A 24,206-nucleotide genomic window follows, 5' to 3' on the forward strand; every position below is an offset into this window, starting at 1 on the left:
ATAACAATGAAAAAAAACAAATACATATTATACGTTATGGCAACGTTGGTGATGGGATTCATAAGTTGTGACTTTGATGAACTTCCACCCGATAAAATTGAAAAGGGAAAGTTTTTCAGTACCGCTAATGCCAGTTCGTTGGAGCAATATTGTAACTGGTTTTATGAGAAAATGATTACCGGACACGGTAATCCGCAAGACTATACTATGGGCGGAATGCTCAATTTAGACGCCGATGCCGATCAAATGCTCACTTGGGAGAAAAATGATGTGGCTTTCGGCCATCACGTTGCACCTACCGACAAAAATAATACACCGTGGGATTGGGAAGTGGTACGCGCCTGTAACGATTTTATCCAAAATTATGATAAGTCACCTGAAACAGATGCCATCAAGAAAAAGTATCTGGGTGAAGTGCTTTTCTTCAAGTCGTGGGAGTATTTCAATAAGGTGAGAACGTATGGAGACGTGCCATGGTATGAAACTGTACTTTTACCGGGTAGCGAAGAGTTATACAAAGCCCGTGATTCACGTACGCTTGTTATGGATAATGTTTTACGTGATATTGATTTGGCAATAAGTTACCTGCCTGGAAAAACCAAAGTGAGCCGTGTAAGCAAAGATGCCGCTATTGCTTTAAAAGCCCGCATTTGTTTATTCGAAGGCTCTTATCGTCGTTATCACGGTATTGAAGGCGATGTTAAATTTTTGGAAGCAGCTTATGCTGCCGCCGGTGAATTAATGAAGCCTGAGTACGGTTATAAATTATTTGAGGGTAGTAAACCTTCAAAATCCTATTACGAATTGTTTATTCAATCTAACTACAACAATAATAAAGAAGTTATTTTGTCAAAAGAATACGATCCGGCAATTGGAAAAGGAAACAATGTTTCAAGGCAAATGTCGCGTGGAGAAACCCCTATTGGTATGAGCCGCGAATGCATGGAAAACTATTTGTCAATTGACGGGAAACCCTATGCTTCTTCACCCTTACACTCTGTAGGTGAGGGAATGATTAAAGAGTTGAATAACCGTGACCCTCGATTATTGCAAACGGTAGCTACTCCAGAGCCGGGAGAATTTACGTATTTATTGAAAGGGAATCGACCGGCAATTCAAAAGATTGTTGCTACAAAGGGTAATAGTGGCGCTTGTTCTACAGGATATTCTATAATAAAATATTACAACGAAGCTGAAGACGTTTCCGAGCACCATAAAGGAACAGTAGATGCTCCTGTCTTCCGTTTTGCCGAGATTTTGTTGATAAGAGCTGAAGCCGGAGCAGAGCTGGGTAAAGATCCAGAGTTGGATAAAACCGTAAACGCTTTGCGAGCACGCGTTGGCTTTAATGTGAAACTGACATCATCGCCCGATGCCGACCCCCGTTTGGTGGAGCAATACCCGATGATTAAAGGCAGTAATGCAAATTTGATTCGTGAAATCCGTCGTGAAAGAGGTGTTGAATTGTTTGGAGAAGGCGTTCGTCGTTACGATTTGATGCGCTGGGCAGCCGGACATCTCTTAGCCAATAAGCGTCACGGAATGATTATTGATCCGACTCTATACACGGCAGAAGAAGTAGAGGAATTGAAAAAAGGCTTTGATGTTACGGATGTTACAAAACCGATAGACATTTACAGTGCTCGTGTAACCACTGCCCCTATGTTTGTTGCTCCTAAAAACTATCTGTTTGCAATTCCTATCAATGAAATTGCTTTGAACCCGGCATTAGCTCCAAATAATCCCGGTTGGGAATAATTGGTTCCGGATGTAACTAAATGAAGGAGGGTGAAACGCATTATGCATTTCACCCTCTCGATTTTTGGACCAACTCGATGTTGTTTATGTTGTGTTTGTTTTACTGTTCAGCTCCGGACCATATGGCCTTCTGCTACCATATGCTTTCTCTTAAATATAACCGGGACTCATTGCCCATGTTAAAGAGAAGATCTATGATGCTGAGATTGGGGATAAAACCATTTTTTTTAGCAAATACCTGGTAATAACGGGGAGCTATGAAGTCCGAAGGTTTTTTTGGATGTATTGCCTCGCGGAAATCGAAGATGTCCTGTGATTGGGTCTTTGCATATTCTGTGGTATAGTTCACTGTTGTATCAATGCCGGTGAGGCGGCAGACAAGCTCTCGCAACTGCTCGTTGAAATCGTGCAGGAATCTATGTTTCCCCCCCTCGTAAAAAGGGCGGAAATCATCTTCGTAATATTGAAAAAAAGGTGTTGAGTTATAAGCCGAAATAATGGCATTCCAGTGCAGATGCCGCCAATTGCCATGCTCGGCAATGCGGATATCTTTCATTTTGCATTTTGCCGTTTCCGGCTTTTCAATTGGTATACTAAGTGATAGTGCCCCATTGGCTCCGGCTATGGTGCATCGGTTTCGGTACGACTGTTTTTGATAATTGTCCTGAATCTCTATTAAAGCACCACTGCTCTGAAACAGTGCGGCATAATACTGTACAGGTGCAAGATAAAGAGATGGCAGAAGAATTATTCCCGCGTGATGCCTATCTGTCATGCCGGTATTTTCGCACTTCGAAACAGCCTCTTCCATCTTATCTTACCTTCAAACCACCCCTTGTCTTTTTCCAGCGACAGCCATATAAGGAAGGGTTGTCCCACTATATGGTCTTCGGGTACAAATCCCCACACGCGTGAATCGGCGGAGTTATGGCGGTTGTCACCCATCATAAAGTAGTAGTCGAACCTGAATGTGTACGAATCTGCCTCGTTACCGTTGATATAAACTTTTCCGTTGCGAAAGGCAAAATCATTGCCTTCATAGTTTTTAATACATCTTTCATAGACTGCAACTTTTAATTGTACGTTGGTATCGAAGCTGATGGTAGCTCCTTTTTTGGGAATCCATAGCGGCCCGAATGTGTCGCGGGTCCACCCGGTATCGTAATTGAGAGGATAGTAGTAGTTCAATCCCGGTTGTTCACTCTCTTTGATAACGTCCCAGACGAATGGTTTTGCCTTCATCTTATCAACCATTTCACCGGTCATAGGGATGCTGAAATAGACTCTTCCGTTATTACCATTGCGTGGATACAAACCAAACCATGCCATGCTCAGGCTGTCTGCACCATCCAGATCTTGTGTGCGGGTAACTACCTGTCCGTAGTTGTCCTGTGTGAAATAATCGGCCTTGTTAATACCCAGGTCACTGAAAACATCGTCAGCAATAACTGTTCCGTCTGTGTGTATTATATAGTTGTGTTGAGCGAGTCGTGGGTTGGGTAGGAATGAACTATCAATAAAAACGGAGTCGTTTCTCAGTTCTATGGTTTCTCCGGGGAGACCTATACAGCGCTTCACGTAATTCTCACGCCTGTCCACAGGGCGATAGACTATCTCTCCGTAGGTGCGCCTGTCTGACCGTACTCCGGCACTGCCGTTGGAATTGTGTTTGGCGAGCGTGTAGAAATCAACTCCCTGCTGGTTAAGAGCGACAGTGTCGCCGGTAGGAAAGTTGAATACTACGATATCGTTTCTTTTAACCTTTCCGAAACCCTTTAGCCGGTTGTATTTCCACTGAGGCTTTTCGATGTACGATTTGCCGCCTACTATCGGCATGGTGTGCTGTGCCAGCGGGAACGACAAAGGCGTTATGGGCGCCCGCGCTCCGTAACTGAGCTTGCTCACTGCCAGGAAGTCGCCAACCAGCAACGATTTTTCAAGTGATGATGTGGGTATCTGATAGTTTTGAAAGAAAAATGTGTTGATGAAATATACTGCAATCAGTGCAAACAGAATAGCATCGACCCATTCCATGGTTTTGCGGAATGTTTTATTCTTAGATTTCTTCCAGAAAGACCAAGGTATGAATTTGGTGATATATATATCAAATACAAGAAAAATAAAAAGCAATATCGCCGGGGTATGTGCCCATATCGAGAATAGTATTGTTATCACAACCCATACGACAAGCCAGAACCATTGCCGGCGTGTAGCATTAGAAAATCTCTCTTTTAATGTCATATTTGTAAATTGATAATTATGTTTAAAAAGTTCCCAGCAAATTTTTCATACCAAGGAATCCTTTTTTATCTTTTGTGAACTCTGCAGCAAGTACAGCACCAAGGGCAAATCCCTTGCGGCTTTTGGCATCATGAGTGATGCGTATGGAGTCGGCGTCAGATTCATAAATAACTGTGTGGATGCCCGGTATCTCTCCTTCACGAAATGCCTTTATCTGCAACTCTTCGTGAGAAACGGGTTCATCCAGTACCCATCTCTCTTTTCTGCCGATATACGCCATGATGCCGTCGGCAAGGGTGATAGCTGTTCCACTTGGCGCATCAAGCTTGTGTATGTGATGAGTCTCCTCAATGCGCACATCGTAATCGGGATATCGGTTCATCAGCTTAGCCAGATAGTTGTTGAGAGCAAAGAATAGATTAACCCCCAGGCTGAAGTTGGATGCATAAAAAAATGTTTTTCCGTTTTTGTCACACTCCTCTTTTATCTCGCTTAGGTGTTCAAGCCAACCGGTGGTTCCCGATACTACCGGTACGTTGGCTGCAAAAGCCTGCTTGTAGTTTTGCAGGGCGCTTTCGGGTGAAGAGAATTCGATTGCAACATCGGCACTTTTAAACTCCGGAGTGCTGAACTTATGCTCTTCATTAATGTCTATTATGCAGACAATATCATGACCTCTGTCCCGGGCAATTTTCTCTATTTCATGCCCCATCTTTCCGTAACCGATAAGTGCTATCTTCATATAATCTTCTTTTTAGATGAGCAAAAATACAAAATTAATGTATATATCTTACCCTTGGCAACGATAGATTTATTTTATCTTCTCTAAGTTGCATGTAATTAGCGTATTGACATTGGTTACGGCCGGTCCCCCATGACTCCGGAATGAATTGCCAGCTGTCTTGTTGCTGTGCGGCTGATCTTTCCATTTCCCGTTTGCGGAATGGCAGTTACGGCGTAGATGTGTAAAGGCTGCAAATAGCGCGGAAGAAGCTGCTCTATTGCTTTCCTGACAGAAACAGGAGAGACGGGCTGTTCCACAAGCAATACAATTGCTTCACCCAGCCTTGGGTCCGGTATCGATGTGATCGCAAAGTTGCCTGTTATATGAGAGCTTAATACCTGCTCAATTTCCTCTATCTGTACTTTGATGCCTCCCGTATTGATTATATTGTCTTTCCTTCCTGTAATGCGGAAGCTTCCATCTTGACGAAGTTCAGCCACATCGTTTGTTTTTAATGGGCCATCGGTAACCAATGGGGCATCTACTATTAGCGTATTGTCATCTGATAATGTAAGTGAAACTGTTGGGAAGGGGGTATAATAAGAGCTGGCTTCGGTCCCGTTTATTCTGCGCAGAGCTATATGGGAAAGAGTTTCGGTCATTCCGTAGGTCGAGTAGATAGCATTCGGAAAATCTTTCAGCGCTTTTTCAATTTTCTCATTAATTGCCCCTCCTCCTATTATCAGATGTTTTATTTTAGATAACCGTTCTCTCTCTTTATCCCGCTTAAGGGAGTTATATACCTGTAACGGCACCATTGCAGCAAAGTCGAACGTGATATCTGTACCGAGAAGCGGATGGCCTGATGGCTTCACAAGATAGAGGTCCAGCCCTGCATATAGGGCACGTACTACCATCATCTTTCCTGCAATATAATCTAACGGAAGGCAAAGCAGCACCTTGTCATTTCTTTTCAGTTCGAAGAAGTCGCATGTGATCTTTGCGCTTTGCAGCATCTGTTCTTTGCGCACGATAATCTCTTTAGGCACACCTGTAGATCCGGAAGTGTTCAGCCGCATTGTTGGAGTCCCGGAGAACCAATCCTTCAAAAACATATACAGTTGGTGATGAAAAGTAGATTCACCGGTGAAACCGGTTTTCCGGCCTTCTTTAAAATCTTCTTTAGTATAAGCTATTCCGCCGATAATAATTTTGTCCATATCATGAAAAGTATTCGAACACATCCGGCATCCCTCCTTTCGGGTTGAACCACAACATGTCTCCCCTAATTTCCAAGGGCATCGGTATATTGTTTATATACAGCATTCCTGTTCCTAATCCCTGCGGCAGTGAGTTGTTGAATGTTGAACACCACTGGGCAATACTGTTCAGTCCCACGTTCGATTCAAGCGCAGATGTTATCCACCACGCAATGTCCATTTCGCCGGCAAGCTCCATCCATTCGGCACATCCGGCAATTCCTCCATGTAATGATGGCTTAAGTATAATATATTGGGGACGGATTGTCTCAAGCAGCTTTCTCTTTTCAGCAGGATCGTTAACTCCTATCAGCTCTTCATCCAAAGCTATGGGTAGCGGTGAGGATTCACATAACCCGGCCATCTCATGCCACTGTCCTGCTCTAACAGGCTGTTCTATGGAGTGTATACCAAGCCCGGCAAGCTGATGAAGCTTCTCCTTAACATCCCCTGGTGAGAAGTTCCCGTTAGCATCTACGCGCAATGTCACTTCACGTTCACTATAACGGCTGCGTATAAAACGAAGCAGGGCTAGCTCGCGGTCAAAACCAATAGCGCCGATCTTGAGTTTTACACAGTTAAATCCCCTTGCCAGTACCGATTCTATCTGTTTTAACATATCGGCATACTCACCCATCCAGATAAGCCCGTTTATAGTTATGCCCTCTTCACCACGGCTGAACGGGCTATCCCATAGCTGCCATCTACGTTCCCTATAGTGCCGCATAGCTGTTTCCAGCCCGAAAAGGATTGACGGGTAATTACGGAGCAATTCCGTATCAACCCTCTGTCTCTCTTCCGTTATCTTACAAAAAGTGGCCAGCCTTTCGGCGTAATGGGCATCATAATCACAGCTAAGATCGTGGAGCGGCGCACATTCTCCTACTCCGTAATGATGTTTCTCCTCCTCGTTTCGGAAAACCACATACCATACACTGTGTTCGGTATAAACACCTCTTGATGTGCCTGCCGGCTGTTTGAACAGGAGTGTATGTGGTATGATCTCTATCCGGAACATATTCTATCAGATTAAGGAAATTTGGGGAATTGTGTAAAATCCGGTTTACGTTTTTCAAGAAATGCCTGCTTGCCTTCCTGTGCCTCATCAGTGAGATAATAAAGCATGGTTGCATCACCTGCCAGCTCCTGTATACCGGCCTGACCGTCCAGTTCGGCATTAAGACCCGCCTTTATCATGCGGAGCGCTAGCGGGCTGTGCTGCATCATGGCTTCTGCCCATTCAACCACCTCATCCTCTAATCTTTCGTATGGAACCACCTTGTTTACAAGTCCCATTTCAAGCGCCTCTTGTGCACTGTACTGGCGGCAGAGGAACCATATCTCGCGGGCTTTTTTCTGCCCTACGATACGGGCAAGGTATGACGACCCGAAGCCGGCATCGAAGCTGCCCACACGGGGACCTGTCTGTCCGAAGACAGCATTATCAGATGCTACAGACAGGTCGCAGACCACATGCAACACATGTCCTCCTCCGATGGCATATCCGTTCACCATTGCAATAACAGGTTTCGGGAGCGATCTGATCTGTTTTTGAACATCCAGCACGTTAAGGCGTGGAACGCCATCCTTGCCTATGTATCCACCCTTACCCTTTACATTCTGATCACCTCCCGAGCAAAAAGCCTTGTCTCCAGCCCCGGTAATAACTATTACGCATATATCGGCTTCTTCACGGCATATACGCAAGGCATCGCTCATCTCTCCGGTGGTATTGGGAGTAAAGGCGTTACGATACCGCGGCCGGTTTATCGTAATCCGTGCTATCCCGTTATAAAAATCAAAAAGAATATCTTCATACTCTTTAATAGTCTTCCATTCTCTGTTTGTCATTGATCTGTTTTTATTAAAATTAGTTTTTCCTGCTCTTGATAATTCAAGTAAAAAAAACAGTTGTTATCTTGTAAAGGCATAATACAAATAAATTATCTTTCTGCACATCTTTTATCGAAAACATTTAAGACAAGTTCATTCTCAGTGTCCACTTATCGGGAACGTTGTTTTTTTGTTTTTTGTTGATGATAATAAGATTTTATCTGTTCTGCGTTTTTTTCAATGGATGTAAAGACTTCAAGCAGAACAGGTTTCTCGCTCTCCATGCCGATGAATTGCGGCAGATGCCGTTGCAGCTCCTCTGCATTACGGGCGGAAAGATAGATAAATCCCTGCTGTTGTGCCCAGCTTCCGGCCTCGGTTGCATGTGCTGCCGTAATGTATTCATTCAACACTTCCGATCTGTTCAATCCCGGAAGAATGTGAAATATCTCACCTCCGCCGTTATTATTCAGCATTATACGCAGGTTGCTATCCTTATAATTATTCCAAAGGCCATTTATGTCGTAGAAGAAACTCAGGTCGCCAATCAGCAGAAAGGTGAGCCTGCCCGAAGAAGCAGCATACCCAACCGCTGTTGAGAGCGACCCGTCTATTCCATTAGTCCCCCTGTTACAATAAAGGCGTGTGGAAGGCGGAACATCGAACAATTGCGCCAGTCGCACGCTATTGCTGTTCCCTAATTGGAGGGAGGCATCTTCCGGCAGCTTCTGCATAAAAGCTCCTACCGCGTAAAGATCGGAAAATGCGGCCTCCGGCCTGGTGACTGATGCACAATGTCTTTCCCATATGTCACGGAAACCCTTCGCCTCCGTATTGGGCGGAATCTCTGCCAAATAGTTAAGAAATGTTTCATCATCGCTCCTGACAATGTCAGTAACTCGTTGAAAAGTGTCTGTAACCTCTCCTGAAGGTGAAATATGCCAGTGTTCGCTGATATCTGCCGAACGGATGAAATGCTTCAGACGTTTGGAAACAATATGTCCTCCCAGTGTTATCACCAAATCGGGTGTTAGCTCTTCCAGTTCTTTTCCAGAAGCCGTATAAAGTACTATGTCGAAAGGAGAAGTCTCCTTTACGGGGATGTTTGAGAGCTGTTCCGACAGCACTACTACTCCCGATATCTCGCGGAGTTTATACAGGATGTTGGCCAAGCCGTTCTCAGGAGGCAGCTGCCCGGCTATAATCATACGTTTCCGATAGCCGGCAAATCGCCGGTCATAACCGTCTTCCCTGTTTATTATGTATCCCGGTACAGACTGGCGTATTACACGTACAGAGGGAAGGGTTTCCCTGTTGAAGCCAAACAAGGGTTCGTCCAAAGGAATATTTATATGTGTAGGGCCTTGAACAACTGAGCTCAAGGCAAGTATTGCTTCATTGATAAGCCGGTTACAATACCATTCTTCTTCATCATCTGCTATCTGAGGCAGTTGAACCGAACAGCGTGTTATCTCCTTGAATATATTGGCTTGCGGGACAGTTTGCCCATCCATCTGTCCGATCCATGCAGCGGGACGGTCTGCGGTGATTACCAAAAGCGGCAGTTGCTGATAAAAGGCTTCTGCTACGGCCGGACCCAGATTCAGGGCAGCAGTACCTGAAGTACAGCATACTGCCACAGGTTTGCCCGAAGCTTGTATTACACCCAATGCAAAAAAACCGGCACTCCGTTCATCTACTACACTGTAGCAAGTGAAAAACTTATCTGTAGCGAAAGAATGGATGAGAGGAGAGTTTCGCGATCCAGGAGACAATACAATATCGGTAATGCCATGCGCTTTGAGCAGCGCCACTAATTGTAAAACATTCTTTTTTTCTGAGTACATACCCGCGACTTATTCAAGTATATCTAACATAGTCTTTAGCTTATGCTCTGTCTCTTCCCATTCGTCATCCAAAGAAGAAGTGGCGAGCAAGCCTCCGCCGGCAAACAAAGTAAGCGATTTTTTTTCAATTTGCATACATCTGAGGTTTACATAGATTCCGGTTTCTCCATTCGTATCCAGCATACCAAGGAATCCAGAATAGTAACGGCGGTCGTAACCCTCATTATCTTGAATAAACTGGCAGGCTTCATTTTTAGGAAGCCCCGATACTGCAGGAGTCGGATGGAACGCATTTAACAAAGTTCCGGCCTTCGATTTGTCAGGAATACAGAAGCTTAAATCTGTGCGCAGATGAGCCAGGTTGCCCGCTTTAACTGTGTATGGGCCGTTTATCCCCGGTGTTATGTTAAAACAAGAGAGCTGCTTTATAAGGTAGGAAGTTACAAGGTGCTGCTCCCTGAGATTTTTGTCGTCCCACAACACATCGCTGTTGCCGGAATAGTGGGTTCCCGCCAGGGCGACGGTTTGCCACCTTTCTTTTGCTCCAGACAGGAGTACTTCTGGTGAACTCCCCAGCCATGTGCCGCTTTCAGGTGTATGGAAAAGATACACATACGATTGGGGATATTTTTCTACTGCTTTGAAGAATGTGCGCCCTGGCGAAAATGCTTCTTCACTGTCAATTGTCTTTCTCCTCGACAGTACCAGCTTTTTCATTTTGCCGTTTAACAGTGGTTTTTTGAATAGTTCGAACAAGATACTATACTTTACCTTGTCAGTACTCTCATACACCTGCGGTTTGGTTTTCCGTTGCTGATTCTCCGGAATAACAATATTCATTTCCGGGAGGCTGGTGCAATCAGGCCGTATCACTATAACGGGTAATTCTGCAGTTACCCGGAAAGGAGCGATTACAAATCCATGCTGCCCGTTCAGGTCATCAACATTCCCAAAAAGAGAAGGCGCCCCGTTTGTTTGCATAATAAACCGGGGGGCGGTTTCTTCTGGCAGCCTGAATATTGCAAAACATCTGTCTTGCTCTATAAGTGCATCCAGGGTGTGATATGCATTCTGATCTCTCATCTTTTTCTCAATACGCTGTTAACTACTCTGATGGAAGAGATTAATTTGTTGGTAGATGTGAAAACATCCACATTCCATATATGCGAGGAGCGGCCTTTATGAATGATTGTTCCAATGGCTCGTACCGTATCTCCTTCGTGTGCGGAAGATATGTGATTGCCACTGAGCTGCATGCCTGCAACAATTTCGTCAGGTTCGCAAATAATCATCGAGCCGAGTCCGGCTACCGTTTCAGCAAGCGCCAACGTAGCGCCGCCATGTAATATTCCAAAAGGCTGGCGTGTTCGTTTGTCTACCGGCATCACAGCTTCAACACGTCCTTCCGAAGCGTAGGTATATTGAATTCCAAGATTGCCCATAAGCGTATCGCGGTTACCTGCGTTCAGCTCGTCAAGCGAAATATCTGCCGGACGGGTACTGGCAATGAGAAGTTTCTGTACCGCGGTAGCTACTCCGTTATTATCATTGTCCCCGGTTATATAGTCGGCACAGGCTTTGATCGAATCCCGCGCATTACCCATGGCAACCCCAAAGCCTGCAAGCTGAAGCATTGAAAAATCTCTCCTGCCATCACCTATTGCCATTACTTCTTTTGCATCTATTCCAAGCTTTTCTATCAATACACCCAAGGTATTTCCCTTGTCAATAAACTCCGGTACTACTTCAAGGAAGAACGATTCGGACCGGTATACATCAAGGACGCCTGCCAGACGCTTTCTCCAGTAATCTTTCAGAGCAACTAGGGCTGTTTCGTCATCACTTGACAAAACACACTTGCAGGGTGAAAAATCCACTACTGAAGAAAGGTTTTTTACCGGAACAATTTCCAGGCCATTAAGTGCTGCTTCGTCCTGAATATGCTTGTCGCCCGGTTTAGTCGTTATAAGCTGGTTGTTATGATAGGTAAAGATACCAAAACCGTTCTTCTGAGCTTTCTTTTCCAGATAAGGAATCATTGACGGGTCTATTCTTTTTTCGAATATAACCTTGTCGTTACCAACATCAATAATCTGGCCACCATTATAAGAAAGTATGTATCCGCCCCATTTCTTAAGTTCAAGTTTTTCAATCAGATGGCGCAGGCCATAGGCAGGGCGCCCCGAAGCCAATACAATGCGCAGCCCCATGTGTTGAACTTTTAAAAGAGCTGTCAAAGTCTGTTCCGACAGCTCTTTCTTACTGTTCACCAATGTGCCGTCTACATCAAGAACCAATAGTTTGTATTTCATATGACTAATCTGTTGATGTTTTTACAGCCATCCCTCTTTTTTATACCATTCAATTGTCTTCTCTATCCCTTCTCTCAGCTTCCACTTGGGTACAAAGCCGATATCATCTTCCAGTGGCGAAATATCGCAAGCCCAGTTGCGTTGCTTCATAATGAGGTATTTGTCTGTGTTGAACGTTGTCGCTTTACCTGACAACCCGGATACTTTTTCATTTATCCATGCTGCAGGCTTCACAAGCCAAAGCGGGACCTTTAACCGCAACACATGCTTTTTTTGAAGCGCTTCCTGCACTATGCTATTGAATTCAGTGTCTGTGTACAGATCTCCGTCTGCAACAAAATACTCTTTTCTGCGGATACCTTTTTCAATAAGAGTGAAAATAACGCTCACCAGATCATCGCTGTAGATAAATGACAGAAGCTGCTTTTTAAATCCTGCACCCACATTCAACCCACTCTTCACTGCCTTCATAAGGATAAGGTAATCCTTGTCTCGTGGCCCGTAAACACCGGTCGGGCGAAGTATCAGGTAAGGGAAACCGTCAAGGCTTTTGATATAGTTCTCAGCTTTCAGCTTACTCTTACCATAAGCTGTGTTCGGTTTGGGAAGGTGGGCGGAGTTTAATGGCGTGTAGTTGATTTCGTCGCCTACGCCAATGGCACTGAGCGAACTCATCAACACAAACGAGTCGGGTAGGGCATCGATCTCAAAAAGTGCATCCGCTAAATGTCGTGTCTGTTCATAATTCACCTTGTCGAAATCCGACTTATGGAGGGCTTTCGTCAGGCCTGCAACATGTATAATATGATCAAACCTGCCATGTTCATTCACAAAAGTGCTGAGTTGCCCTTTCAGTATCTCTTTATCGGTATAATCCAAGACGATAAAGTGAATTCGCTCATCCTGCAAATATTGCCGGTTGCTGCTGCGGCGGATCCCGGCCCAGGTGTCGTAACCCAGACTGAGGGCTTTGTTAACGGCCGTGCTCCCAATAAATCCGCTAGCTCCGGTTATAAGAATTTTCTTGTTATTCATCATTTAATCTGTATATGCCTGTTTTTATATACTGAACTTTTATTATGTATTAATGCGGGCTGTAATTGTAATACATGCGAAAGTTGAATTATATAATTTCAGACAGAACCTCTGATGATTATTTAAATCATGCCGGTTTTACTAACTGTTACGCAAAAATAGTTATTATGTCAGGATTAGAAAATTAAGATTCACTAAAAACGAAACATTATTGAAAATGCAGGAAAGAAACCAAAATTTTTATTACTTTGCACTCATAAATTGTGAATGCAATTTTTTTGAATGAAAACAACCGATTATGAGAAAAAAAACTACGACTATTCACCCGGTTACAAAACCCAGAAAAAAAGACCTCATCGCTTCCGTTACAGATTTTCTAGCGAAGAATAAAGATAAACAGTTTAATTACAAGCAGATAGCAGCCGCGCTTAACATCCGTGGCGAAGAGGGGCGGCGTGTACTGATAAATGTACTCGACAAACTGCGCGATGATGATGTACTTCTGGAGTCATCACGTGGGAGATACCGCATAAATAACCGTGGATTGTTACTTGAAGGAAGGTTCGAACGAAGGAGCAACGGCAAGAATTTTTTTGTGCCCGACGACGATGGCAATATCATATATATTCCAGAACGCAACAGCAAGCATGCCATGAATGGTGATAGAGTGAAGATACAGTTGCTGGCAAAGCGCAAACGTGCCGAGACTGAGGGAGCTGTTGTCGATATCCTGGAACGTGCACAAAACCGCTTTGTCGGTGTACTGGAAGTTCAGAAGCATTTTGCTTTTCTTGTGATGGACAGTAAATTCCTTTCGAACGATATTTTCATTCCGAAGGAAGAGTTAAATGACGCAAAGAACGGAGACAAGGTAGTTGTTGAAATTGTTGAGTGGCCTGAGAAAGCCAACAACCCAGTGGGGAAAGTGATAGATATTCTTGGGGTACCCGGTCAAAACGATACCGAGATGCACGCCATCCTGGCTCAGTACGATCTGCCATACAAATATCCTGAAAAAGTTGAAAAGTTTGCTGATCTTATTCCCGATACATTTGACAAAGGAGAATTTGACAAACGGGAAGATTTTCGGGATGTGTTCACCATTACCATCGACCCGAAGGATGCAAAAGATTTTGACGATGCGCTTTCAATCCGCAGGATATCTCCCACACAATGGGAGGTAGGAGTACATATTGCCGATGTTACTCACTATGTGAAACCTGGTGACCTGATCGACAGGGAAGCTGAGAACAGGGCTACCTCGATATACCTGGTGGACCGTACCATCCCCATGCTTCCTGAACGGTTAAGCAATGAATTGTGTTCATTAAGGCCCAATGAAGAGAAGCTCTGTTTTTCGGTTATATTCAATATGAATGAGAAAGCGGAGATACAAAAATCGCGTATCGTACGTACGGTCATCCGTTCAGATAGCCGTTTGACCTATGAGGATGCCCAAACAGTTATTGATACGGGAAAAGGTGACTTCAGCGATGAGATACTGAGCCTCAATTCTCTTGCGCAGCAACTTCGTGAGAAGCGTTTTGCGAACGGAGCAATTAACTTTGAGCGCTACGAAGTGAAGTTCAACCTCGATGAGAATGGCAAACCCCTGGGTGTGTTCTTTGTTGAATCGAAGGAAGCTAATCACCTTATAGAGGAGTTCATGCTTCTTGCAAACCGCACGGTCGCAGAAGCTGTTGGCAAAGTGCCCAAAGGCAAAAAAGCAAAAACTTTTGTATATCGCATACACGATGTCCCAGATCCTGAAAAGCTGGATACGCTGAATACCTTTATTCTTCGTTTCGGCCATAAAATTAAAACAGAAGGTACAAAAATAGATGTGGCTAAAAGCATCAACTCTCTTCTGGATAAGGTGCAGGGACGGCCCGAAGAGAATTTGGTTGAGACGATAGCTATCAGAACAATGTCTAAAGCAGTCTATTCTACAAAGAATGTGGGGCATTATGGTTTGGCTTTCAACTACTATACACACTTCACCTCACCCATACGACGATATCCCGATATGCTTGTACATCGTCTGCTGGAGCGTTATCTTAACAGTGAAAAGAGTGTGGATCAGGGGCCTCTGGAGGAAGAGTGTGAGCACTGCTCACAGATGGAACAGGTTGCAGCCAACGCTGAGCGGGACTCAATAAAGTACAAACAGGTTGAGTTTATGTCTGACAAGCTGGGAAAAGTGTATGATGGCGTTATCTCCGGTGTGACTGAATGGGGCATCTATGTTGAAATAAATGAGAACAAGTGCGAGGGGATGATACCGATTAGGGAGATGGATGATGATTTCTATGAACTGGATGAGAAAAATTATCGTCTGATAGGTCGTCGTACAAAAAGGGAGTACCGCCTTGGTCAGCCGGTCACCATCCAGGTTGCCAGGGCAAACCTGGAGAGGAGGCAACTTGATTTCATATTTGCATGATTGAAACGGGGTGATACGATAACCTGCACTTTTTTGTAAAACAGCATTAATGAGCCTATTTTAATAAGTCATGAATAAGAGTTCTTGGATATTCAACAGGCTGATATACATGGCAGTTTTATAGTAATATTGAAGTAAATGTTTTTTATCATTTTTCAATCAGCAAAAAACAATTGGACTATGGCTGGTCGTAATGTATTGACGAATAATGCATTATGTCCGGTGGACGTTGGTTTTGCCGGACTGTCTTATGGAAAAGCTACTTACTGAAGCGGATTCCCTATTCCATGATTTCAGTCCCCTTTTGGCACAGCGCTGATTCGACGCCCGAAAGGATATCCTGATGCGGGTTACCTATTTCATAATTTCAGTCCCCTTATTATTTCGCGTACGGCATATGGCTGAGCTTTTTCCTATAAGCCGGAATATAATGGATATGTACTCTTTAAAATCCGCATACTTGCCCGAGAAAAGTGCAAGCACGGCTTTCTTCAGAGCGGCAAGAAGGCTGTATGCAAAAGCTTTGAAATATGAATATGTCGGGTTTACCGCTTCAGTCAAAAAATAGACATATTCCGAATAAAAATATTGTGTGCGGCTTAAGGTACGGGCTTCTCTGTCGTGATATCCAAAGGCAGACCTGACTATTCCAATCTTATATCCCAGCTTTTGAACACGTAGCACAAAATTACGGTCTTCCCCATAATGGGTAAATATTGGTGCAAACCCCCCCGCATCTTTCAAAATTGAAACTGGAATCAACCACATGGCCGCATTTATAAAAGAATATTCTACTATCTCAGAAGGGAGATGCAGTGCCTCTTCACGGTTTTTTATCCCTGTATAATCTGAGAACCCGTAATCGGCGGAACTGCCTCTCCCATTCAGATGAACGGGAGATATAATTGCGTAGCAACGGTTACTCTTCGCTGCTATCACAAGCCTCTCAAGCGTATCTTTCTCAATCCATGCGTCCTGGTTAAGCAGGAATACATATTCGAAACCTTTCTCAATGGCATATTTAATGCCTATATTGTTGGCTTTGCCAAATCCAAGATTCTGCTTATTCTCAATGAGTACAACATCAGGATATTCACTTTTAATGGTTTCGCATGTGGAGTCGGCCGAATTGTTGTCTATAACCAGAACAGTTGCACTCAATGTGGATGATTGAACCGAGGGTATGCATTTGTGAATCCAGGGCTCAAAATTGTATGAAACAATTATCACACATACCAAGGTGTTGTTGTCAGGATTTTTCATGTTTTTTTCTTTTGGAAGAGAGCCACTCCTCAATCTCTTTGGCCATCTCCAGCTTAAACAGGCGGCACAACAACAGATAGAGTATGCTTACAAGCACAATGTTGATGACAAGAAAGAGGTAATTCCCTGTTATATTCAGGGTGATTAAATATCCCACTGCACAGCTTACAAACGCTACCAGGGCGTAAGGTAAGGCATCGGTAAGGAATTCGAGCAACGAATAGTCAACTAACCTTCCTGATAAAACCAGAGAGATTATAAGGGTAATATATGTGTATATCACCCAGCTTGCTGCCAGGCCAATTATACCGTAACTGAAAAGCAGGGCAATAAGCAGCACAAGAATTATGCGACGTACTATCTCAACCCCGAGAAAATAGTTAGCTTTCTCTCGAGAGATAAATAGTTCGTTCAGTACAAATGCAAATGGTGATATCACTCCGGCAAGGCATAATATCCTGAAGTAAGGCACAGCTGGCAGCCACTTCTCTTTGAACAGAATAGCGAAGGCAGGTTCTGCTATCAAAATCATCAGAAATCCCGCAGGAAAAGAGAGGAAAGCGAGAGATTTGATCATTTTGCTCAATACCCGTTTAAGCCTCTCTGTCTGATTGTTGATCTCTGGTAGGATAAGCATCGATACGGAACGAAAAGAGTTGGATAGGATACCAAAAGGGATATCCTGATATTTACTCGCCTGACTGTAATATCCTACCTGTTTCATGGAGTTGGGATAGAAGAAAGCGATGATGCTGGGGTAGATATTGTTGAAAACTGCGTTTATTACCGATGTAAGCAAAAGCTTATTGCTAATGCCCATGAAAGAGCGTAAAAGCTTTAAGCTGAATATCATCACCGGCTTCCATTTCGAATAAAACCAAAGGAAAATGGTGCGGAAAAAGGCTAAAAGAACTGTTTGAACTACCAGTGACCATACGCCGTAACCATTCAGTGCCATCACAATTGCCACTGAAGCTGCAATAAGTAGTGCGGCAATATTTATCCTTGTAATTCCCCTGAAATCGGCTTTCTTTGTCAGCAGTGTCTGCTGTATTATACCTCCTGAATTGAATATCAGTGACAAGAAGAGTATTCGCGAAACAGGTTCAATGCGAGGTTCGTGAAATATCTTAGCCAGAAAGGGTGCCGCCAAAAATAGAATCACATACAGCAGTAGAGCGAGTGAAATATTGAAATAAAAAACAGTGCTGTATTCTGCCGTCGAGATGGTTTTTCTGTTCAGCAATGAACGTGTAAAGCCACTGTCAATAAGTAATCCGGAAAAAGCGATAAACAGAGCCAGTGCACCTATCAATCCATATTCCGATGGATCCAAAATTCTCATAAGAACAATGCTCGTCCCCAGATTGATCAGTTGCTGGCCGAACTTATCGGCAAAACTCCAGAAAAGAGAAACGGTTGTTTTTTGTTTTAACGTTGATTCCGCCATTAGAGGTTATATTCCCTGTTATAACTGCAAAAGTACGTAACTTTTTGTATTTTTGAAGCCTATTCTATTCACAGTTCGGTAAATATTTATTGAACACCCATCTGTACATAGAAATAGGACATGTTTTTTAAAATTCTGTTCGCTATTAATAATTAAACAGATGTTGTTTTTTTTTGAATAATACAAGACTATTATTTGTGTTTTTGTCGAATGACCTTTTCTGAAGAAATAAAGCAATATGCCTTTTCACTTGGTTTTGATGCCTGTGGCATCAGCAAAGCAGAAGAGAGTGGGGAAGAGGCCCGTTATATGAAGTGGGTCTCGGAGAATAACCATGCCGGGATGAAATACCTGGAACGCAATATTAGCAAGAGGCTTGATCCGCGCCTCCTTGTTGAAGGAGCAAAATCCATTATTTCGGTCGCCCTGAACTATTACCCCCACCGGAAGCTGCCTGATAGCGTGCCGCAGTTTGCTTACTATGCCTATGGGAATGATTATCACATTGTGGTCCGTCAAAAACTGTTACAGTTGTTTGAATTTATAAAACTTCGTTTTCACGGCGTTTCAGGAAGATATTTCACAGACTCAGCTCCTGTGCTGGAACGCTTCTGGGCTGCTCAGGCCGGACTGGGATTCATCGGGAAGAACACTCTGTTGATTATTCCAGGCAAGGGCTCTTTTTTTTTCCTTGGGGAGCTGATTGTCGATCTTGAGCTGGATTACGATGCTCCTGTCTCGCACTCTTGCGGGAAGTGCCGCCGGTGCCTCGATGCCTGTCCCACGGGAGCCATCGAAAAACCTCACTGGCTCAATTCAGGGAAATGTATCTCATATCAAACCATTGAGAATAAATGCGAGATATCACCGGAAATTTTGCCACTGTTAAGCAATAACGTTTACGGATGCGATATTTGTCAGAAGGTGTGTCCATGGAACAGGTATGCCCGGCCACACAATACGCCGGAACTTAATCCCTCGGATGAATTCCTTTCGCTCGATTACGAGAGGCTTCAGGAGATGAATGAAGATACCTACCGGCAGATTTTTCGCAATTCATCTGTAAAAAGGGCAAAATATTCCGGGTTAAAAAGGAATATAGAAGCAATTTCCAAAACTCGCTATAAATAGCTATTTTTGTACAAGATTAAATGATGGAAGAGACATTCGACATACATAGCAACCGGGATTTTCAGGAAAGTGAGCGTGAGTTTGAGAATACTCTGCGCCCGCTAACCTTTGGAGGGTTCAACGGCCAGGACAAGATAGTGGAGAACCTGAAGATTTTTGTGAGTGCGGCACGCATGCGTGGCGAATCGCTCGATCATGTGTTGCTGCACGGGCCTCCCGGCCTTGGAAAAACCACATTGTCAAACATTATTGCTAACGAACTGGGTGTTGGGTTTAAGGTGACATCGGGGCCTGTGCTCGATAAGCCCGGCGATCTGGCAGGCGTACTTACATCACTTGAAAGGAACGATGTACTTTTTATTGATGAGATACACCGTCTTTCACCGGTGGTTGAAGAGTACCTCTATAGCGCCATGGAAGATTACCGCATAGACATACTTATTGATAAGGGCCCCAGTGCACGCTCAATACAGATCGACCTGAATCCTTTTACCCTTGTGGGGGCAACCACCAGGAGTGGATTGCTTACAAGCCCTCTGAGGGCACGGTTTGGAATTAACATGCACCTGGAATATTACGATATGGATACCCTTACCGGTATTATCCTGCGTTCGGCTGATATACTTCATATTGGCTGCGAAAAGATTGCAGCAGAGGAGATAGCTTCACGAAGCAGGGGGACTCCCCGTGTTGCCAACGCGCTTTTGCGCCGTGTACGTGATTTCGCTCAGGTAAAAGGGAACGGCCAGATAGACAGAGAAATAGCTACCTACGCCTTGGAGGCTCTTAATATCGATAGGTACGGGCTCGACGAGGTTGACAACAAGATACTTCTCACGATCATCGATAAATTCAAGGGAGGCCCGGTTGGAATAACCACTATTGCTACAGCCGTTGGCGATGATGCAGGCACTATTGAAGAGGTGTATGAACCTTTTCTTATCAAGGAGGGATTCATAAAACGTACCCCCCGTGGCAGAGAGGTAACAGAGCTTGCCTATCGGCATTTGGGCAGGAAAAGTCCCGACGAACAGCGTTTCCTCTTCTAAGATAAAATGAATATAAGTAGATAAACCGATATAATAAAAAACCGGAAAAGCTATCGTCAGAGAAAGACGCTTTTCCGGTTTAATATTTCTTTGCAGGATTCTAGAATCTGCTGAATATCAGTTGCAGCTTCAGATTACCCTGCCGTTTATCCAATATTGCAGCGGAAGGCCACATCTGGTTGTGTAAAGATGTTAGCACTTTAGAGCCCGAAGAGTAATAGCTCTGCTGCACGGTGGTAAATGTTGCATCCACCGGAATCAGATAATATATCAGATCAAAGGGTTCACCCTTATACTTTTCGTTGTAGTAATTTACCAGCGTTGAGATGTTGTTGAACTTATATGAATATGTGGCCGCATCAAACTTATCGGACAAAAAGCACGTTACATTGTCTGTAATTTTGCGCTTTTCAAAAAAACCACTCAAGGAATCTTTGTTCACAAGCAGCAAATAATCGGGAGGGCTTATCTTCACCATCGGGTCCTCCGTTGCATCCGGTAGAGCGTAAACGGTAAAGTTTGCCAGGTTAAGAGCCTGGGACTTCAGCTTATCATTAATTTTTGAAAACGGGAAAGTTATTTCAGTATTTACTCCAGCCGGGCTTTTTACATAAGTGAGAGTGGAGTTTTCTTCCAGCAACCTGCTGTCGTCGTTATTAATGTAGTTGATCTGCATCACCTCGGGGGTAATGTACAGGTACATTGCATCGGTGCGAATAGTATCCTGGCCTTTTGATGATCCTTTTTTATCAAGGTAATGATAGTGTACTTTCAGCGAAGTGAGGTTTACGTTTATGATAGTGCTTTTCCCGAAGCTTGTTGTAAAGTATAGACCGGGAAAAAACTCTCTGAAGGTATCTGCATTAACCATTTTCCCATGATCTGATTTATTATATTCCGCAAGAAATTTTTCGCCGAGTGAGTTAGGCAGTTTCACGTGAATATCATAGATTGTATAGCTGCTCGACGTGTACCCCGATGTATAATTCTCTATTCTGTAAGTGGAATTTTTTCCTGTGAAGGTTTGTTTTCCAAGTGGAGCAGACATGTCGGAGTATGCTTTGGGATCGATATTGGAATAGTCTCCAAGCCCTTTCAGCGATTTACTAACTTCATAAACCGATAGCTCCATGGGAACAAGAGAGTCTCCGGCCATCGTGGTGTATGAAACTGTTACTTTAACTGAATCAATGGCGGCACCCGGTTTGAATCCCGAACCCTCGGGAAAATAGAATTCGCCTATATATTCAGACTTAATGGAGCCGAATGCGGGATCTTCATATTCTCCCAATACCGGATATTTGGTTTTTGTAAACACTGAATCCACCTTAACGGTGCGTGCCTCCAGATTCAACGTATCGATATTCACAGAAAGCCGATCCTTTTCGGGCTGAATGGTGAAACCTACCTGGTCAAGTGTGTCGTTGCACGAAATTGCGAGAAGAGCGACAAAGGTTACTATAAGAGCTTTGTATAAGGATTTGAACTTCATTCGATTCTTTAATTTGTTTACAACCCCGCAAATATCCGAAAAAAATATGTCAAATAAAAGATGAAGAAAGTCTTTCTTCTGTTTTTTAAAGATATTTGTGTATAGGTGGTGATAAAAACAACCTCATAAAGTAATTTAACAGAATCAGGCGTCTATCTTCTCATAAAAAGCATCAATCTCGCTCACGTTTTTTTCGAAGTCGGCACTGAAAGGCAAAAAACCGGCCTTTGACTCCCGGATATATTCCGATACTGCAGGATCAATATTTTCACTACCCTGTATAATTCCGTCAGAATAGTCGATAGCAAGCTTCATGAGATTATTATAATCCATGATGCCCCTGCTTTTAATTTTTTCAATTTCCGGATCTCCAATACCATCAAATCGAAGCTTTTCTGCAGTGTTCTGGTTAAAAGGCTTCTCAAACAATTCATCATAAACCGAATAAACTACCTTGGCATTTTTAAAGCACGGGTCATCGGCATATCCCTTTTTTATGAAAAGTGGTGCAAGAGCGCTGAACCATCCGTGACAGTGGATCACATCGGGTACCCAGCGCAGTTTTTTTATTGTCTCCATCACTCCTCGAATAAAGAATATGCTGCGTTCGTCGTTGTCATCATATTCTACTCCCTCTTTATCGACAAGAGTTTCTCTGTTTTGAAAAAAATCTTCATTATCGATAAAATAAACCTGCATTCGTGCAGACTGGATGGAAGCTACCTTGATAATGAGTGAATGGTCGGTATCATCAATAATGAGATTCATCCCCGAAAGGCGAATTACTTCGTGTAGCTGGTTACGGCGTTCATTAATATTGCCGTATTTAGGCATGAAGGCACGGATCTCCTTACCCTTTTCCTGTATGGCCTGGGGTAAGTAACGTGAAGTATTTGCAATAGTGGACTCTTCGAGATAAGGATAAATCTCCTGCGAAATGTATAAAATTTTTTTCTGGGACATGTAGCTAATTATCTTAAGTTGTGTACAAAGATAATAAAAAAAATCCACATAATTACAAAATAAAATGGAGGATATTTTTTAAAATAATGATACGCAATTGCTTGATGCTATTTTGTGCCTTTTCTTGCCAAGAAATAATGCCAATATTTTTCTTATGTGGCAAATATTTTGTTGCTTTGCACTTTAAAAAAGAGATTGATGGAAATCATTAAAACCGTAGTGGATTTAGAGGGGCTGTTGCAAGGTTATCGTCACAGTAATAAAACCATCGGGCTTGTTCCTACAATGGGGGCACTTCACGATGGGCACGCCTCTTTAGTAAGGCGCTGTGTTGCTGAAAACGATATTTGTGTTGTAAGCCTCTTTGTGAACCCCACGCAGTTCAACAACAAAGAAGATTTGCAGTTATATCCCCGAACACCCGAAAAAGACTTTCAGCTGTTGGAAACCATTGGAGCGGATGTTGTTTTTTCTCCATCCGAAGAGGAGATCTATCCGGAGGCTGATACACGTATTTTCGACTTTGGAAATCTTGACAAGGTTATGGAAGGACGGTTCCGCCCGGGGCATTTTAATGGCGTTGCCCAGGTGGTGAGTAAACTGTTTGCCTTTGTAATGCCATGCAGAGCCTATTTCGGGGAGAAAGACTTTCAGCAGCTGGTTATTGTGAGGGAGATGGTGAAACAGTTGAAAATTGATGTAGAGATAGTTGGAGTGCCAATAGTGAGGGAAGCAAGCGGTTTAGCTATGAGCAGCCGGAATCAGCGCCTTTCGGCCGATCAGCAGGGAATAGCCTCTGAGATATACCGTATCTTGAATGATAGTACTCTGATGACTGAACAGCAGTCGCCCTTGCAACTCATTTCTCATGTCACAAGGGAGATAAACAATGTACCCGGTTTGAGTGTTGAATACTTTGAAATTGTTGATGGAAATTCACTGCAGCCTGTTTCATCCTGGCAAGAGTCCGCATATATTGTAGGTTGTACTGCTGTTTTCTGCGGCAATGTGAGATTAATTGACAATATCAGATACAGATAACTTTTATGTTGGTAGAAATATTAAAATCGAAAATACACAGAGCCACGGTTACCGATGCCAATCTGAATTATGAAGGCAGCATAACCATTGACGAGGATCTGATTGATGCTGCAAATATGTTTGTACATGAGAAAGTGGCAGTGGTAAACAACAATAACGGGGAGCGCTTTGAAACATATATCATTCGCGGTGAACGCGGATCCGGTATAATTTGCCTTAACGGGGCAGCGGCGCGTAAGGTGCATAAAGGTGATATTATTATCATCATGAGTTATGCAACGATCCCACTTGAGCAAGCAAAAACATTCCTTCCTACAATAGTCAACCTTGAGGACGGAACCAATAAAATAAAAAGATAGTATTCT

At 43.5% G+C, this 24,206-nt stretch carries 20 protein-coding genes; 6 read left to right on the forward strand and 14 right to left on the reverse strand.

Going from position 1 to position 24,206, the window contains the following annotated elements; genetic code table 11:
* Positions 1 to 6 precede the first annotated feature (6 nt).
* The gene (locus KDN43_RS07325; protein WP_238869175.1) at positions 7 to 1,758 is read left to right on the forward strand and encodes a RagB/SusD family nutrient uptake outer membrane protein; all 1,752 of its coding nucleotides are present in this window, start codon (positions 7 to 9) and stop codon (positions 1,756 to 1,758) included.
* A 133-nt stretch (positions 1,759 to 1,891) separates the two neighbouring features.
* Here KDN43_RS07325 and KDN43_RS07330 read toward each other — a convergent pair whose 3' ends face one another.
* From KDN43_RS07330 to KDN43_RS07375, 10 genes are all read right to left on the reverse strand, one after another.
* A complete protein-coding gene (locus tag KDN43_RS07330) occupies positions 1,892 to 2,533 on the reverse strand; it encodes a WbqC family protein (protein ID WP_238869434.1) in 642 nt (213 codons plus the stop codon).
* A complete protein-coding gene (gene lepB / locus KDN43_RS07335) occupies positions 2,530 to 3,999 on the reverse strand; it encodes a signal peptidase I (RefSeq protein ID WP_238869177.1) in 1,470 nt (489 codons plus the stop codon). The genes KDN43_RS07330 and lepB overlap by 4 nt, the downstream gene beginning before the upstream one ends.
* Positions 4,000 to 4,021: 22 nt before the next feature.
* Positions 4,022 to 4,741, reverse strand: coding sequence for a 4-hydroxy-tetrahydrodipicolinate reductase (gene dapB, locus KDN43_RS07340; protein WP_238869178.1), 720 nt, complete (start codon positions 4,739 to 4,741; stop codon positions 4,022 to 4,024).
* A 116-nt stretch (positions 4,742 to 4,857) separates the two neighbouring features.
* On the reverse strand, positions 4,858 to 5,943 hold the full coding sequence (locus KDN43_RS07345) for an AMP-binding protein (protein WP_238869181.1): 1,086 nt from the start codon (positions 5,941 to 5,943) through the stop codon (positions 4,858 to 4,860).
* Position 5,944: 1 nt separating this feature from the next.
* On the reverse strand, positions 5,945 to 7,000 hold the full coding sequence (locus KDN43_RS07350) for an o-succinylbenzoate synthase (RefSeq protein WP_238869182.1): 1,056 nt from the start codon (positions 6,998 to 7,000) through the stop codon (positions 5,945 to 5,947).
* A gap of 11 nt (positions 7,001 to 7,011) precedes the next feature.
* On the reverse strand, positions 7,012 to 7,833 hold the full coding sequence (gene menB / locus KDN43_RS07355) for a 1,4-dihydroxy-2-naphthoyl-CoA synthase (protein WP_238869184.1): 822 nt from the start codon (positions 7,831 to 7,833) through the stop codon (positions 7,012 to 7,014).
* A gap of 152 nt (positions 7,834 to 7,985) precedes the next feature.
* Positions 7,986 to 9,662 (reverse strand): 2-succinyl-5-enolpyruvyl-6-hydroxy-3-cyclohexene-1-carboxylic-acid synthase, encoded by a 1,677-nt coding sequence (gene menD, locus KDN43_RS07360; RefSeq protein ID WP_238869185.1) that lies wholly within the window; start codon positions 9,660 to 9,662, stop codon positions 7,986 to 7,988.
* A gap of 9 nt (positions 9,663 to 9,671) precedes the next feature.
* On the reverse strand, positions 9,672 to 10,745 hold the full coding sequence (locus KDN43_RS07365) for an isochorismate synthase (protein ID WP_238869187.1): 1,074 nt from the start codon (positions 10,743 to 10,745) through the stop codon (positions 9,672 to 9,674).
* Positions 10,742 to 11,974: a Cof-type HAD-IIB family hydrolase gene (locus KDN43_RS07370; RefSeq protein WP_238869188.1), complete on the reverse strand. Its 1,233-nt coding sequence runs from the start codon at positions 11,972 to 11,974 to the stop codon at positions 10,742 to 10,744. The genes KDN43_RS07365 and KDN43_RS07370 overlap by 4 nt, the downstream gene beginning before the upstream one ends.
* Positions 11,975 to 11,995: 21 nt before the next feature.
* A complete protein-coding gene (locus KDN43_RS07375) occupies positions 11,996 to 13,009 on the reverse strand; it encodes an NAD-dependent epimerase/dehydratase family protein (RefSeq protein WP_238869435.1) in 1,014 nt (337 codons plus the stop codon).
* Positions 13,010 to 13,307: 298 nt separating this feature from the next.
* Here KDN43_RS07375 and rnr point away from each other — a divergent pair, with 298 nt between their 5' ends.
* Positions 13,308 to 15,452, forward strand: coding sequence for a ribonuclease R (gene rnr, locus KDN43_RS07380; protein ID WP_238869190.1), 2,145 nt, complete (start codon positions 13,308 to 13,310; stop codon positions 15,450 to 15,452).
* Between the two features lie 354 nt (positions 15,453 to 15,806).
* On the opposite strand, the gene KDN43_RS07385 is transcribed toward rnr, so the two are convergent.
* A complete protein-coding gene (locus KDN43_RS07385; protein ID WP_238869192.1) occupies positions 15,807 to 16,715 on the reverse strand; it encodes a glycosyltransferase family 2 protein in 909 nt (302 codons plus the stop codon).
* Positions 16,702 to 18,165 carry a lipopolysaccharide biosynthesis protein gene (locus KDN43_RS07390; protein WP_238869193.1) on the reverse strand — a complete coding sequence of 488 codons (1,464 nt, stop codon included), beginning with the start codon at positions 18,163 to 18,165 and terminating at the stop codon, positions 16,702 to 16,704. The genes KDN43_RS07385 and KDN43_RS07390 overlap by 14 nt, the downstream gene beginning before the upstream one ends.
* A gap of 210 nt (positions 18,166 to 18,375) precedes the next feature.
* On the opposite strand from KDN43_RS07390, the gene queG reads away from it, so the two are divergent.
* Complete coding sequence (queG, locus tag KDN43_RS07395; protein ID WP_238869196.1) at positions 18,376 to 19,296, forward strand: tRNA epoxyqueuosine(34) reductase QueG; 921 nt, start codon at positions 18,376 to 18,378, stop codon at positions 19,294 to 19,296.
* A gap of 23 nt (positions 19,297 to 19,319) precedes the next feature.
* Positions 19,320 to 20,345, forward strand: coding sequence for a Holliday junction branch migration DNA helicase RuvB (ruvB, locus tag KDN43_RS07400; RefSeq protein WP_238869436.1), 1,026 nt, complete (start codon positions 19,320 to 19,322; stop codon positions 20,343 to 20,345).
* A gap of 100 nt (positions 20,346 to 20,445) precedes the next feature.
* Here the strand turns inward: ruvB and KDN43_RS07405 are convergent, their stop codons facing one another.
* Together KDN43_RS07405 and KDN43_RS07410 are read right to left on the reverse strand one after the other, a co-directional pair.
* Complete coding sequence (locus tag KDN43_RS07405) at positions 20,446 to 21,837, reverse strand: DUF4270 domain-containing protein (protein ID WP_238869198.1); 1,392 nt, start codon at positions 21,835 to 21,837, stop codon at positions 20,446 to 20,448.
* A 144-nt stretch (positions 21,838 to 21,981) separates the two neighbouring features.
* Entirely contained in the window at positions 21,982 to 22,800 is an 819-nt protein-coding gene (locus KDN43_RS07410; RefSeq protein WP_238869201.1) for a glycogen/starch synthase, read from the reverse strand.
* Positions 22,801 to 22,998: 198 nt separating this feature from the next.
* Here KDN43_RS07410 and panC point away from each other — a divergent pair, with 198 nt between their 5' ends.
* Both panC and panD read left to right on the forward strand, forming a co-directional pair.
* A complete protein-coding gene (gene panC / locus KDN43_RS07415; RefSeq protein ID WP_238869202.1) occupies positions 22,999 to 23,841 on the forward strand; it encodes a pantoate--beta-alanine ligase in 843 nt (280 codons plus the stop codon).
* A gap of 5 nt (positions 23,842 to 23,846) precedes the next feature.
* A complete protein-coding gene (gene panD / locus KDN43_RS07420; protein WP_238869204.1) occupies positions 23,847 to 24,200 on the forward strand; it encodes an aspartate 1-decarboxylase in 354 nt (117 codons plus the stop codon).
* The last annotated feature ends 6 nt before the right edge of the window (positions 24,201 to 24,206 follow it).

It is taken from the genome of Proteiniphilum propionicum (assembly GCF_022267555.1).
Lineage (GTDB): Bacteria > Bacteroidota > Bacteroidia > Bacteroidales > Dysgonomonadaceae > Proteiniphilum > Proteiniphilum propionicum.

Coding starts and splice junctions, on each gene's coding strand:
- KDN43_RS07325 (WP_238869175.1), top strand. CDS start 7: ATGAAAAAAAACAAATACATATTATACGTTATGGCAACGTTGGTGATG.
- KDN43_RS07330 (WP_238869434.1), bottom strand. CDS start 2,533: ATGACAGATAGGCATCACGCGGGAATAATTCTTCTGCCATCTCTTTAT.
- lepB (WP_238869177.1), bottom strand. CDS start 3,999: ATGACATTAAAAGAGAGATTTTCTAATGCTACACGCCGGCAATGGTTC.
- dapB (WP_238869178.1), bottom strand. CDS start 4,741: ATGAAGATAGCACTTATCGGTTACGGAAAGATGGGGCATGAAATAGAG.
- KDN43_RS07345 (WP_238869181.1), bottom strand. CDS start 5,943: ATGGACAAAATTATTATCGGCGGAATAGCTTATACTAAAGAAGATTTT.
- KDN43_RS07350 (WP_238869182.1), bottom strand. CDS start 7,000: ATGTTCCGGATAGAGATCATACCACATACACTCCTGTTCAAACAGCCG.
- menB (WP_238869184.1), bottom strand. CDS start 7,833: ATGACAAACAGAGAATGGAAGACTATTAAAGAGTATGAAGATATTCTT.
- menD (WP_238869185.1), bottom strand. CDS start 9,662: ATGTACTCAGAAAAAAAGAATGTTTTACAATTAGTGGCGCTGCTCAAA.
- KDN43_RS07365 (WP_238869187.1), bottom strand. CDS start 10,745: ATGAGAGATCAGAATGCATATCACACCCTGGATGCACTTATAGAGCAA.
- KDN43_RS07370 (WP_238869188.1), bottom strand. CDS start 11,974: ATGAAATACAAACTATTGGTTCTTGATGTAGACGGCACATTGGTGAAC.
- KDN43_RS07375 (WP_238869435.1), bottom strand. CDS start 13,009: ATGAATAACAAGAAAATTCTTATAACCGGAGCTAGCGGATTTATTGGG.
- rnr (WP_238869190.1), top strand. CDS start 13,308: ATGAGAAAAAAAACTACGACTATTCACCCGGTTACAAAACCCAGAAAA.
- KDN43_RS07385 (WP_238869192.1), bottom strand. CDS start 16,715: ATGAAAAATCCTGACAACAACACCTTGGTATGTGTGATAATTGTTTCA.
- KDN43_RS07390 (WP_238869193.1), bottom strand. CDS start 18,165: ATGGCGGAATCAACGTTAAAACAAAAAACAACCGTTTCTCTTTTCTGG.
- queG (WP_238869196.1), top strand. CDS start 18,376: ATGACCTTTTCTGAAGAAATAAAGCAATATGCCTTTTCACTTGGTTTT.
- ruvB (WP_238869436.1), top strand. CDS start 19,320: ATGGAAGAGACATTCGACATACATAGCAACCGGGATTTTCAGGAAAGT.
- KDN43_RS07405 (WP_238869198.1), bottom strand. CDS start 21,837: ATGAAGTTCAAATCCTTATACAAAGCTCTTATAGTAACCTTTGTCGCT.
- KDN43_RS07410 (WP_238869201.1), bottom strand. CDS start 22,800: ATGTCCCAGAAAAAAATTTTATACATTTCGCAGGAGATTTATCCTTAT.
- panC (WP_238869202.1), top strand. CDS start 22,999: ATGGAAATCATTAAAACCGTAGTGGATTTAGAGGGGCTGTTGCAAGGT.
- panD (WP_238869204.1), top strand. CDS start 23,847: ATGTTGGTAGAAATATTAAAATCGAAAATACACAGAGCCACGGTTACC.